The 12,723-nt window shown below is 47.6% G+C and carries 11 protein-coding genes; 6 read left to right on the top strand and 5 right to left on the bottom strand.

Features of this window, described 5'->3' with window-relative positions; translation table 11 throughout:
- Positions 1 to 10 precede the first annotated feature (10 nt).
- Together KW844_RS08435 and KW844_RS08430 are read left to right on the top strand one after the other, a co-directional pair.
- Positions 11 to 742, top strand: coding sequence for an SDR family oxidoreductase (locus tag KW844_RS08435; protein ID WP_218376274.1), 732 nt, complete (start codon positions 11 to 13; stop codon positions 740 to 742).
- Positions 739 to 1,332 carry an HAD family hydrolase gene (locus KW844_RS08430; protein ID WP_218376273.1) on the top strand — a complete coding sequence of 198 codons (594 nt, stop codon included), beginning with the start codon at positions 739 to 741 and terminating at the stop codon, positions 1,330 to 1,332. Before KW844_RS08435 ends, KW844_RS08430 begins: the two co-directional genes overlap by 4 nt.
- Before the next feature lie 160 nt (positions 1,333 to 1,492).
- On the opposite strand, the gene KW844_RS08425 is transcribed toward KW844_RS08430, so the two are convergent.
- Positions 1,493 to 2,281, bottom strand: coding sequence for an acyl-CoA desaturase (locus KW844_RS08425; RefSeq protein ID WP_218376272.1), 789 nt, complete (start codon positions 2,279 to 2,281; stop codon positions 1,493 to 1,495).
- Between the two features lie 111 nt (positions 2,282 to 2,392).
- The gene (locus KW844_RS08420) at positions 2,393 to 4,039 is read right to left on the bottom strand and encodes an ABC transporter substrate-binding protein (protein WP_218376271.1); all 1,647 of its coding nucleotides are present in this window, start codon (positions 4,037 to 4,039) and stop codon (positions 2,393 to 2,395) included.
- A gap of 45 nt (positions 4,040 to 4,084) precedes the next feature.
- On the opposite strand from KW844_RS08420, the gene KW844_RS08415 reads away from it, so the two are divergent.
- Both KW844_RS08415 and KW844_RS08410 read left to right on the top strand, forming a co-directional pair.
- A complete protein-coding gene (locus KW844_RS08415) occupies positions 4,085 to 5,719 on the top strand; it encodes a M1 family metallopeptidase (protein ID WP_218376270.1) in 1,635 nt (544 codons plus the stop codon).
- A 66-nt stretch (positions 5,720 to 5,785) separates the two neighbouring features.
- On the top strand, positions 5,786 to 6,274 hold the full coding sequence (locus tag KW844_RS08410) for a peroxiredoxin (RefSeq protein WP_218376269.1): 489 nt from the start codon (positions 5,786 to 5,788) through the stop codon (positions 6,272 to 6,274).
- A 169-nt stretch (positions 6,275 to 6,443) separates the two neighbouring features.
- On the opposite strand, the gene pruA is transcribed toward KW844_RS08410, so the two are convergent.
- Together pruA and prfB are read right to left on the bottom strand one after the other, a co-directional pair.
- The gene (gene pruA / locus KW844_RS08405; RefSeq protein WP_218376268.1) at positions 6,444 to 8,075 is read right to left on the bottom strand and encodes an L-glutamate gamma-semialdehyde dehydrogenase; all 1,632 of its coding nucleotides are present in this window, start codon (positions 8,073 to 8,075) and stop codon (positions 6,444 to 6,446) included.
- A 107-nt stretch (positions 8,076 to 8,182) separates the two neighbouring features.
- A protein-coding gene (gene prfB, locus KW844_RS08400) for a peptide chain release factor 2 (protein ID WP_218376267.1) occupies positions 8,183 to 9,278 on the bottom strand; the annotation gives its coding sequence in 2 pieces (ribosomal slippage) (positions 8,183 to 9,217 and positions 9,219 to 9,278; 1,095 coding nt in all).
- Between the two features lie 176 nt (positions 9,279 to 9,454).
- On the opposite strand from prfB, the gene KW844_RS08395 reads away from it, so the two are divergent.
- The gene (locus KW844_RS08395) at positions 9,455 to 10,264 is read left to right on the top strand and encodes a hypothetical protein (RefSeq protein ID WP_218376266.1); all 810 of its coding nucleotides are present in this window, start codon (positions 9,455 to 9,457) and stop codon (positions 10,262 to 10,264) included.
- Positions 10,265 to 10,300: 36 nt separating this feature from the next.
- A complete protein-coding gene (pgi, locus tag KW844_RS08390; protein WP_218376265.1) occupies positions 10,301 to 11,953 on the top strand; it encodes a glucose-6-phosphate isomerase in 1,653 nt (550 codons plus the stop codon).
- Between the two features lie 293 nt (positions 11,954 to 12,246).
- Here the strand turns inward: pgi and KW844_RS08385 are convergent, their stop codons facing one another.
- Positions 12,247 to 12,675 carry a DUF3276 family protein gene (locus tag KW844_RS08385; RefSeq protein WP_218376264.1) on the bottom strand — a complete coding sequence of 143 codons (429 nt, stop codon included), beginning with the start codon at positions 12,673 to 12,675 and terminating at the stop codon, positions 12,247 to 12,249.
- Positions 12,676 to 12,723: the final 48 nt, after the last annotated feature.

The following is a 12,723-nucleotide window of genomic DNA, read 5'->3' as shown; positions in this document are numbered from 1 at the left end:
TTGTACTCCCATGCCATCTGTTTTAATTCTGGGTGCGGGTTCCGATATGGCTATGGCCATAGCACGTGAATATGCCTCTGATAAATTTGACATACAACTCGCTGCCCGCAGTGCCGATGCCCTGATACCTTTACAGCAGGACCTGCAGATACGCTATAACGTCAAAGCAACCGTGCATGCTTTTGATGCCGGCGCATTCGATACCCATGCCGCCTTCTTCGCTTCGCTGCCGGTTATTCCGGATATTACCATCTGTGTATTCGGCTACCTCGGCGATCAGGAAAAGGCACAACACGACTGGGCAGAGGCCTCCCGCATCATCAACACCAATTACACAGGCGCCGTAAGCATCCTCAACGTGGTAGCAGAAGCCTATGCGCAGCGCGGCAGCGGCCTGATTGCCGGCATCAGCTCCGTAGCCGGAGAAAGAGGCCGTATGAGCAATTATATATATGGCAGCGCCAAGGCCGGCTTCACCGCTTACCTAAGCGGACTGCGTAACCGCCTGTTTCATGCAGGCGTTCACGTTATATCCGTTCAACCCGGATTTGTAAACACCCGTATGACCCAGCACCTCACACTCCCACCGTTGCTGACGGCACAACCCGAGGCAGTGGCAAAAGCAGTATTTAAAGGTATCAGCAAAAAGAAGAATGTCATCTATGTGAAATGGCATTGGAAATATATTATGCTGATCATTAAAAATATTCCGGAAGGCATCTTTAAAAAGCTGAAACTGTGACTATTGCATTTTTCGACTTCGACGGCACCATTACCACCAGGGATACACTCTGGCAGATTATCCGCTATCAGAAAGGCAGTGTAGCCATGTATGCCGGTATCATCCGGTTGCTGCCAGCCCTGCTGGCATTTAAGCTGAAACGCATTCCCGCCCAGGAAATGAAAGAAAGGGTGCTGGCGCACTACTTCGGGAGCATGGAGGAAGCGGTCTTTCGTAAAGGCTGCGAGGACTTCTGCGCCATTGCCTTACCGGGCATGTTAAGAGATAAGGCCCTGGCCACGATCAAAAAACACCAGGCAAACGGCAATATAGTGGTAGTGGTAACAGCATCTCCCCGATACTGGGTAGAACCCTGGTGCAAAACCCTGCAGATACAATGCATAGGTTCAGAACTGATGGTCAGTAACGGCCGGATTACGGGTAAGATACAAGGCACCAATTGCAACGGGGAAGAAAAGGTGAATAGGATTAAAAAGGAATTCAGGCTGGATAATTACAGGGCTATTTACGCCTATGGAGATAGCGCAGGGGATCTGCCTATGCTGGCGCTCGCCGGCGACAAAGGTACTTTTAAACCCTTCAGAGATTAAGATCCTTGCCATTGGCAAGGGCTGTTTAGCTTAATATCAGCGCGCATCGCCCCAGTCTTCAACGGCGGAAGCTATACAACAAAAGGTATAAAAACAAGGAGTCCCACCATTACGGCGGGACTCCTTGTTTATTGAACAGATTGATTCCGGTGTAGTACGCTTAAGCTGCTTTGGTGCCTTTAGCGCCCTGCAGTTGAGCAGGAGAAATATAAGCTGGTTTCAGTTTGATAACACCCACAAAATTCAGCAGCTTCATCACCTGAAAGCTAGGATCAAACTCATACCATTTTTTAGCGAAGTTAGGGCTGTCTTTAAACTTGTGGTGGTTGTTCTGGAACAGCTCACCCAGCAGGATAATACCCCATGGAGAAGTGTTTTTAGATTTATCACCATTGTCAAAGTTGCTATAACCATATTTGTGACCACACCAGTTTACTACTGCTCCCTGTACAGGGCCCATCAGGAAATGGATTGGCAGCAGGAAATACAGGTACCACATACCAGCAGGAACAAATGCTACGTAGAAAGTTACGTAAGCAGCAATCCACAGCAGGCGCACAAAGTTGTTATCGCCGATTCTGTCCATCGCATCCCACTTAGGCAGCGGTTCTGCAAGGAACTTAGGATCTACATCATTTGTATTTTTTAAGAAACCATTGTAGATCGTACGGGTATGCACCATCATAGACCACACATCTTTAAAGAAGTGAGGAGAATGTGGATCATGCTCTGTATCACTGAATTCGTGGTGCATACGGTGCATTACACCATAGGCTCTCGGAACCAGGTAAGAGCTACCCTGGAAAAACCAGGTGCAGAAATAGAAGAAACGCTCCCAGAACTTACTGGTAGTATACATCTGGTGAGACGCGTATCTGTGCAGGTAAAATGTGTGAAAGAACAGTGAAGCGAACCAATGCACACAAAAGAATATCAGGATTGCTGTCATTTTCTGGATTGAAATAATTTACAAAAATGTGAACTTCAAAGGTATGCTAAATACCTGTAAGTCAACCAAAAATAAGGGCAATTATTAAAATGAAATGTTAAATCTCAACTGCTACATTCTTTTCCTGACCCTGCGTAACTCCAGGAGATTCAATCCATTGCTTTCCAATCCACTGATACCGGGCTGTACCAAATGAATCACTTCATCATAAAATAAGGGCACTACGGGCGCCTCTGCTACAATAATCCTATCCATTTCCTGGTACATTTCATACCTGACACTATCATTCGTTTCCCGGAGGGATTGCTCATACAACTGATCAAAACGGCGGTTGGTAAACCGGGTATAGTTGGGTGGCGCCGGGTTCCTGCTATAAAACATGGCCAGGTAACTTTCAGCGTCGGGGTAGTCGGCTATCCAGCTGCCCCTGAAAAAGAGGGCCTGCGATTTGGCAGTTTGCTCCAGCAGCAGGCTTTTCTGAATCACTTCTACCTGTATCCGGATACCCACCTCCTGCAGCTGGTTGGCTACATAGTTGGCCAGATCGGCATAAATGGGGATTGACAGTAGTTTGATGACCGGCATCCCCTCCCCGTTCGGATAACCGGCTTCCGCCAGCAGCTGCCGGGCTTTGGCAGGGTTATATGGATAGCCTTTTACTTTTATACTATCGAAAGATGGTAAACCAGCGGGTACAAAACCTGCGTTAGCCGCCGTCCCAATGCCATTACGCAAATAGGTCATCATCTTCGTACGGTCGAAACCGTAGTTAATGGCCTGTCGTATTTTCTGAAGCCTTAACGGGGACGCCTGTACGATGTCACGGGAGCTGTCGCACAATATACCCAGATACTCAGTATTCAGGTAAGCGTGCTTGTCCAGCTCCATTTTCCCCTGCCACTCCCCTTTCAGGTTCCCCTGGCGGGTAAGCACTTCATCTTTAAAGGAGGCATCTATATCATTCATAAAATCCAGCTGCCCCTGGCGAAACAGCAGAAACTCCGTAGCCTTACTCTCCAGGAAACTCACCTGTACCGCATCCAGATACGGCAGCTGCCCGCCGGCGCTATCCTTTTCAAAATAATGCGGATTGCGGTGCAGCACCAATCCCTGCCCCTCGTCCCAGAGGTAGAACTGAAAAGGCCCGGTGCCTACGGGATGATTACGGAAATCCTTCCCATACTTTTGGATGGCTTCCTGCGGTACCACACTACAATATTGCATGCTGAGGATACCCAGGATAGGATGAAACGGCTGTACCAGCCGCAGCTGAAAGGTGGAGTCGTTCAGGGCTACAAAGCCGCTGTCAGCCTGGATACGGTCGTTAAAGATCCAGGCACCTGAAGAGGCGGTTGCCGGGTCCATAATGCGGCGCAGGCTATACACCACATCAGCAGCAATGAGTTTTCTTCCTTTTCCTTTTGGGAAGACGTCATGGTCGTGGAAGTATACGTCGGTACGTAAATGAAAGGTGAACACGCGCCGGTCGGCCGACTCCTCCCAGCTTTTAGCCAGCGACGGCCGTATTTGCAACTGACTGTCGATTTCCACAAGGGTATTGTACAACTGGTGTGTGGCCCAGATAACCGCCTGGTTACGTGCGAAGGCCGGGTCCAGGCTGGCAATACCTTCTACCTGATTATACCTGAACACCTGCTTATCCGTTTGCACAGCAGGTCCGCAGCCCCATAAGGCCAACAATAAACCGATGGATAAAGTAGTACCGCGTACAACCGCCTGACAATAACAACTTTTCATTTGGCAGTAAATTAATATCTTTCCCGAAATAAAATACATTGAAATATGCGCGGCATTAAATTGCTTTGCCTGGCGTTGCTAGCATCCGGCGCCACTTTCGCCCAGGAAACATTCACAAAGGCGGATACCTTAAGAGGAAGCATTACCCCTCAACGGGCCTGGTGGGACGTGGCAGCTTACGACCTGCATGTTACCGTTAATCCGGACGACAGCACCCTGACCGGCTTCAACACCATTACCTACGCGATCCTGAAAAGCGATACGGTGATGCAGATAGACCTGCAGGAACCGATGGTGATCGACAGTGTAGAACAGAACAAAAAGTCATTAAAGTTTGAAAGAGATGGTAATGCCTGGTTTATCCGCATGGCCGAACCACAGGAGGCCAGAAAAACAGCCCGCATTACCGTTTACTTCCACGGCAAGCCCCGCGCCGCCCGTAAAGCCCCCTGGGATGGCGGCCTTGTATGGTCCAAAGATAAACAGGGACGTCCCTGGATTGCTACCGCCAACCAGGGCCTGGGTGCCAGTGTATGGTGGCCCAATAAAGACCACCAGAGCGATGAACCCGAAAAAGTAAATGTGGCAATCACCGTTCCTTCCGAACTCGTAGCGGTTTCAAATGGCCGCATGAAGAAAACCATTCCCAACGCAGATGGTACTACCACCTATAACTGGCAGGTTACCAACCCAATTAATAATTACTGTGTATCGCTCAATATCGGCCACTATAAAGAAATTAAAGACCAATACAAGGGTGAAGGCGGTAAGCTGGATATCAGCTATTGGGTGCTGGATTATGATGTGGACACCGCCACAGCCCACTTTAAAGTAGTAAAGCCCATGCTCCAGTGCTTTGAATACTGGTTTGGAAAATATCCGTTCTACCAGGACAGCTATAAACTTGTGGAAGTGCCTTTCCTGGGCATGGAACACCAGAGCGCGGTGGCCTACGGCAACCAATTCAAAATGGGTTACCTCGGAAAGGACTTGTCAGCCAGCGGCTGGGGCCTCAAATGGGACTTTATCGTGATCCACGAATCCGGCCACGAATGGTTTGGTAATAATATTACCACTAAAGATCTGGCCGACATGTGGGTACACGAGGCCTTTACCAATTATTCCGAGACCCTTTTCACCACCTGTCTCTATGGTGTAAAAGCAGGCAACGAATATCTCCAGGGTAGCCGGCACAATATCCAGAACGATGTGCCCATCATCCCTACTTACGGCGTCAACGCTGAAGGCAGCGGTGACATGTATTATAAAGGTGCAAGCATGATCCATATGATCCGGCAGATAATGGGCAACGATGAAGCATTTCGTCAGTTGCTGCGGGGCCTCAACAAAACCTTCTGGCACCAGACGGTAACAGGCAAACAGGTGCAGCAATATATCAATCAGTTTACAGGTATCAACCTCAACAAAATGTATGAGCAATACCTGACCACCACACAGATTCCAACCCTGGAATACCGCATCATTGGTCAGCAAATACAATTTCGTTGGGTCGATGCCGTGAAGGATTTTAATATGCCGGTAAAGGTGAAACTTAACGAGAGCGGCTATACGCTGATATATCCGGGCACCCTCTGGCATACAGCGGTAATCACACTCAACAAGAAATCAGATTTTGCAGTGGACCCCAATTTCTATTTGAATGTAAGAGAAGTGAAATAACCCGACATTGGCTTACATTCGTAGCAGAAATATTCATCTATGCGAATCATAAAACTATTATTCGTTATGGCATTCTTTCAATTCTGGACTCCCACGGCGGATGCACAGATAAAAACGGGCGACAAGGTCCCGGTGTTTTCCTTGCCTGATCAGGACGGCAAAACCTTTGACCTGGCGGCCGTGGTGGGTAAGCAGCCACTGGTTATCTACTTCTATCCTAAGGATGAAACCAGTGTTTGTACCAAGGAAGCCTGTTCATTCAGGGATGCATATGAGGAGTTCAAAAAGCTGGGCGCCCTGGTAATTGGTATCAGCTCTGATAATGTAGCTTCCCATAAAAGCTTTGCGCAGCATCACCAGCTGCCGTTCACGTTGCTCAGTGATCCCGATCAGAAGGTACGCAAGCTGTTTGGCGTGCCCAAAACATTCGTGATCCCCGGCAGGGTTACCTACGTGGTGGATAAGCATGGAACGGTTATTCATACGTTTAATTCCATGCGGGATGGGGAGAAACATGTTACGGAGTCGCTGGAGGCGTTGCAGAAAGCGCAATAACTTTTTTTATCTCCTGTGCCTTCGGCACAGAATTTTTTGGAATGGGCGGCTCTGTTGGGCCGCCCATTCCGTTTGATACAGGGGGCTGAGAGCATGCAACGTAATCAATCACAAAAAAAGCGGTGGAAAAATCCACCGCCTTTTTATATAAATCATGAACATTTCAAAATTAAGCCTCGTTCAGGAAAGGATATTTGTAATCCACCGGAGGTACAAATGTTTCCTTGATAGCTCTTGCACTCAGCCAACGGTAGAGGTTCAGCATAGAACCTGCTTTATCGTTGGTACCGGAAGCGCGGGCGCCGCCAAAAGGCTGCTGACCAACAACGGCACCGGTAGGTTTATCGTTGATGTAGAAGTTACCAGCTGCATTTTCCAGGGTTCTGGTAGCCAGTTCAACTGCATAACGATCCTGTGCAATGATAGAACCGGTGAGGGCATATTCAGAAGTGCTGTCTACCACCTGCATGATGTCTTCGAATTTCTCCGCATCATATACATGGATCGTCAGTACTGGTCCGAAAATTTCTTCGCACATCGTCACATACTTAGGATCGGTAGTTTCGATCACTGTTGGTTCGATGAAGTAGCCTTCTGATTTATTGTAGTTACCACCAGCGATGATTTTAGCAGCAGGATCTTTCTTCGCGTTGTCGATGTACTGCGCGATCTTATCGAAAGAGCGTTCATCGATCACAGCATTGATAAAGTTGCTGAAATCTTCTGTGGTCCCCATTTTCATGGTTTTCAGCTGGGCAACCAGCTTGGATTTGATTTCCTCAGCGATGTTGCTTGGCAGGTAAGCGCGGGAAGCAGCGGAGCATTTTTGTCCCTGGTATTCGAATGCGCCACGAGCCAGTGCTGTTACAGACACGTCTACGTTAGCAGATTTGTGGATGAGGACGAAGTCCTTACCACCGGTTTCACCAACGATGCGTGGGTAGGTTTTGTATTTGGCAATGTTTTCGCCGATGGTTTTCCACATGGTCTGGAACACGCCGGTAGAACCGGTGAAGTGGATACCAGCAAAATTTGGATCAGCGAAACATACATCTCCGATGAGCGGACCAGGTGCGTACACCAGGTTGATAACACCATCAGGCAGGCCTGCTTCGATCATGATCTTCATGAACATCTGCGCAGCAAATACCTGCGTGTTAGCAGGTTTCCATACCACTACGTTACCGCACATGGCAGCAGATGCAGGCAGGTTACCGGCAATAGCGGAGAAGTTGAAAGGAGTCACCGCCAGTACGAAACCTTCCAGCGGACGGTATTCCATACGGTTGTGAATTCCAGGAGAGCTCACCGGCTGCTGGCGATAGATTTCGCTCAGGTAGTGAACATTCCAGCGGAGGAAGTCGATCAGTTCGCAAGCGCTGTCGATTTCTGCCTGGTACGGGTTTTTGCTCTGGCCCAGCATGGTAGCGCCGTTCATGTGATAACGGTACTTGGTGGCGATCAGGTCGGCCGCACGCAGGAAGATACCAGCGCGGCTTTCCCAGTCCATCTTCGCCCATTTTTTGCGGGCTTCCAATGCTGCTGCGATAGCATCTTTAATATGAGAAGCATCTCCCATGTGGAAGTGCCCCAGTTTGTGCTTGATTTCGTGAGGAGGACGCAGATCAACAGTTTTGCCGGTGCGCACCTCTTTGCCACCGATATACATTGGGATATCAGCGGTTTCCGCTTTGAAAGCAGCCAGCTGACTTTTGAGCGCTGCTCTCTCCGGCGAACCCGGTGCATAACTGTAAACAGGCTCATTTACTGGCGCTGCGTAGTCAAAGTATCCTGTATTCATCTGGTAAGATTTTGTTGTTTCTAATAAATAATAATTCGCTTGCAGTTTACGCTGCAAAGGTAGGTGTTGTAACCAGCGGGGGCTTATTAATTATTAATGAATACTTATTAATTATTGTCCTCTTCTTTCTGCATCATCAGGTATGCCTTGATGAAACCGTTGAGTTCGCCGTCCATTACCGGGCCTACGTTACCAACTTCAAAATCGGTGCGGTGATCTTTGATCATTTTATACGGATGGAACACGTATGATCTGATCTGGGAGCCCCACTCAATTTTACGCTTGTTGGCGTTGGCGGCATTTTTCAGCTCTTCTCTTTTACGTAGTTCTTCTTCATACAGGCGGGATTTCAACATGGTGAGCGCTTTCTCACGGTTCTCACCCTGTGTACGGGCCTGCTGACATTCGATGATGATTCCCGAAGGAACGTGCTTGAGGCGAACGGCGGTTTCCACCTTATTTACGTTCTGACCTCCCTTACCACCCGAACGGTAGAATTCCCATTCCAGGTCGGCAGGATTCACAGCAATCTCAATATTATCATCCACTAACGGATATACATATACGGAGGCGAAGGAAGTGTGTCTGCGCGCGTTGGAATCAAATGGTGAAATACGCACCAGTCTGTGTACACCACTTTCCGCTTTCAGGTGGCCATAAGCAAAGTCACCGTCGAACTCGAGTGTGGCAGATTTGATACCTGCACCATCTCCGTATTGGGTATCGATTTCCGATACTTTCCAACCCTGTTTCTCTCCATACATACGATACATGCGCAGCAGCATTTCTGCCCAATCCTGGCTTTCGGTTCCACCGGCGCCGGAGTTGATGGTGAGTACAGCCGGCATTTCGTCTTCAGGCTGGTTTAAGGTCGACTTAAATTCCAGATCTTCCAACGCTGCCAGGGATGCCTGATAGGCAAGGTTTACTTCTTCTTCTGTTGCTTCTCCTTCTCTGAAAAAATCATTTAACACTGCACTGTCTTCTATAGCGGTGTTTACGTGATCATAAAGGTCAACCCAATATTTGTTTACCTTAATTTCTTTCAGGATGGAAGTTGCTCTGGCGTTATCATCCCAGAATCCGGGGGCCAGGCTTAATTGTTTGTCGTTTTCTATTTTGGCTAATCGGTCAGGGACGTTAAAGAAAACCTCCCAGGACGTGAAGACGATCCCTCATAGCTTTAAGTTGCTCTGCTGTCATAGGGCGCAAATGTAGTGAAAAATGTGGAAATCTGCTAATGTAATAATGATTGATAGATATGATGCAACAATACGGCAGGTTTGCGCATTGTTATTAGCATAATATTTGCGAAATTTAAAAACCTGCCTGCATTTACACTGCGGACAGATCATATATCATCAAATGACCATCTGAGCATGCAAACCCATGATACCCTCTATTACAAAAACCGGTCGGTTTTCAATTCCATTGCATTTGTAATCATGATTGCTGCCAATGTACTGGCAGTGAAAATGCCGATCAATGGATTAACTACCGCCGAGGTGGCTGACAGGTATCCCAGCCTGTTTGCGCCTGCAGGATTTACGTTTTCGATATGGAGCTTAATTTACCTGGGCCTGCTTGCCTTTACGGTTTGCCAACAGGCGCTGGCCTTCACCGGTTCTCAGGAGGAAATGCTGCGATACCACATGGAACGCATGAAACACTGGTTTATCCTCAGCTGTATCCTCAATGCCGGATGGCTGTTTACCTGGCATTACCAGTTAATACCTGTGGCGCAGTTACTCATGCTCCTGCTGTTCGCCTGCCTGGTCAAAATTCATATTAATTTCGACATCTATAATTCCAGCGCGCCACGCAAGCAGAAACTGTTTGTACAAATTCCTTTCAGCATTTATTTAGGGTGGATAGCAGTGGCCACGCTGGCTAATTTTGCGGCCCTGTGTGCGTACGCGGACTGGTTTACCTCTCACCAGGCACAGATTAAACTCACGGTTGTTTTAATTGGCATTGCCGCGCTGGTAAGTATGTATATGGTAATGTACCGCAACAATATCCTGCATGCGCTTGTTAGTGTATGGGCGTTCTATGGCATTATGTACAAAAGGCAAACCATCGGACTGTCCGACGAATACCATATCATTTATGCCTGCATCATGGGAATGGGACTGATTGCCATTACTATTTCATGGCATTTAATAAGGAAGCAGAAATCATCCGTCTAAAATATTACTTTTGGCTCGCATTAATATAACACTACTATGTTCCCATCAATTAATCCGACTGCTACCAAAGCCTGGCAGCAATTACAAAGTCATGCTGAAGAGATGAAGAAAGTGCACATGCGTGCATTATTCGCAGAAGACAGAGAACGTTTCAGTACCTTTTCTATCAAATTTGAAGACATCCTGTTTGACTATTCTAAAAATATTATTACGGAAGATACGAAGGCCAAACTACTGGAACTCGCCGTTGAGTGCGGCGTGCCAGACGCGGTGAAAGCCATGTTTCAGGCCGAAAAAATCAACGTTACTGAAAACCGCGCCGTGCTGCATACTGCGCTCCGTAACTTCTCCGGAAAACCGGTAATGCTGGATGGTCGTGATGTAATGCCGGATGTACTGGCAGTACTCAGCAAAATGGATCATATCTGTCGACAGGTACATTCCGGCGAATGGAAAGGATATACGGGTAAGCCTATACGCTACATTGTAAACATCGGCATCGGTGGTTCTGACCTGGGTCCGGTGATGGTTACCGAAGCGCTGAAGCCTTACTGGAAAGAAGGTATTCAGCCTTACTTCGTATCTAATGTGGACGGTACGCACATCGCCGAAACACTGAAGAAAGTAACACCTGACGAAACGCTGTTCCTCATTGCTTCCAAAACCTTTACCACACAGGAAACCATGACCAATGCCCATACGGCAAGAAACTGGTTCCTCGGGCACGCAGGTGATGAAGCTTTTGTGGCCAAGCATTTCGTGGCATTATCCACCAACGAAAAAGCAGTGAAAGCCTTCGGTATCGACCCTGCTAATATGTTTGAATTCTGGGACTGGGTTGGTGGCCGTTATTCCCTGTGGTCCGCCATTGGCTTGTCTATTGCGCTCACCGTTGGTTACGAACACTTCACCCAACTGCTTAGTGGCGCACACGCGGCGGATGTACACTTTGCCTCCACCCCGCTGGACAATAACATCCCTGCTATCATGGCCCTGGTAGGCCTGTGGTATGGCAACTTCTTTGACACCGCTACTGAGGCTATTCTCCCTTACGATCAATACATGCACCGCTTCGCCGCTTATTTCCAGCAGGGAAATATGGAAAGTAACGGAAAGCATACCGATCGTACAGGCGTTGACGTTAAGTATGAAACCGGTCCGATCGTATGGGGCGAGCCTGGCACCAATGGCCAGCATGCGTTCTATCAGCTCATTCACCAGGGTACGCATATCATTCCGTGCGACTTCATTGCACCCGCGGTAAGTCACAACCCTCTCGGCGATCACCACGTGAAATTGCTGTCTAACTTCTTCGCACAAACGGAGGCGCTCATGAACGGTAAAACCGAAGCTGAGGTACGTGCCGAGCTGGAGAAAGCCGGTACTTCAGAAGAGGAAATCAAACGCGTGTTACCCTACAAGGTATTCAGCGGTAACCGCCCAACCAACTCCTTCCTGGTTAAAAAAATTACACCGTATACACTCGGCCAGTTAATTGCCTTATATGAGCATAAAATCTTCGTGCAGGGCGTTATCTGGAATATATACAGCTTTGATCAGTGGGGTGTGGAACTGGGTAAGCAACTGGCCAGTAAGATCCTGCCGGAGCTGGAGAATGAAGAACTGGTGATTAATCATGATGCCAGCACTAATGGTCTGATCAATGCGTTCAAATCAATGAGAAAATAATTATTTTTAAGATTAAGGCTTAAGCCTTACTAAGGTTTAAGTTCTGAGGTTGAAAATTGTCCCGCATTTTTTAATGCGGGAATTTTTTTGCCTGTAGCGTTCTGATTACGGATTTCAGGAGTCACCCTGTTGATCCATGAAGCCGGGGCTGTTGAGGGTCCTTAACAATTCGGTAGAGCCGCTTTGTGGCGCCACTCCAAATTGGGTGGGCATACATATAAAATAAAAAACCCCCGGAGAAATCCGGAGGTTGTAATATGATAATTAATAAAATAGTTCTGTGTAAAATTAAACTACCATTTGTCTACATCATCGGCTGAATGTGAAGTTGGAGCAGCAGCTTCAACGGATACTGTTACCGGAACCTCAGCCGCAGCTTCAGCTACATCAGCACCTTCCGTTTCGTCCTGATCTTCCTGCACATAATCGTGGTTGTAGGCATCAAAGTCAAAATCGGGCATCAACTCAGTTTTAACGTAGTTGATGGTTTCAGTCAGCGCGTTCAGGAACTTGTTGAAGTCTTCCTTGTACAGGAATACTTTGTGCCTGTCATAACCGTTGTCATTAAAACGTTTCTTACTTTCTGTGATAGTAAGAAAATAATCGTTTCCCCGAGTGGTCTTTACATCAAAGAAGTACGTTCTTCTTTTGCCCGCTTTCAATCGTTTAGAAAAGATGCTATCATTGTTTCTTTCCTGTTGATTGTTGTTTTCGTACGCCACAGTTGATAGATTTAAGTGTTAACGAATCAAATCCTGTTTCAATAAGGA

It is taken from the genome of Chitinophaga sp. sic0106, assembly GCF_019219075.1.
Lineage (GTDB): Bacteria > Bacteroidota > Bacteroidia > Chitinophagales > Chitinophagaceae > Chitinophaga.
This window is presented reverse-complemented; position numbering and strand designations above follow the sequence as displayed.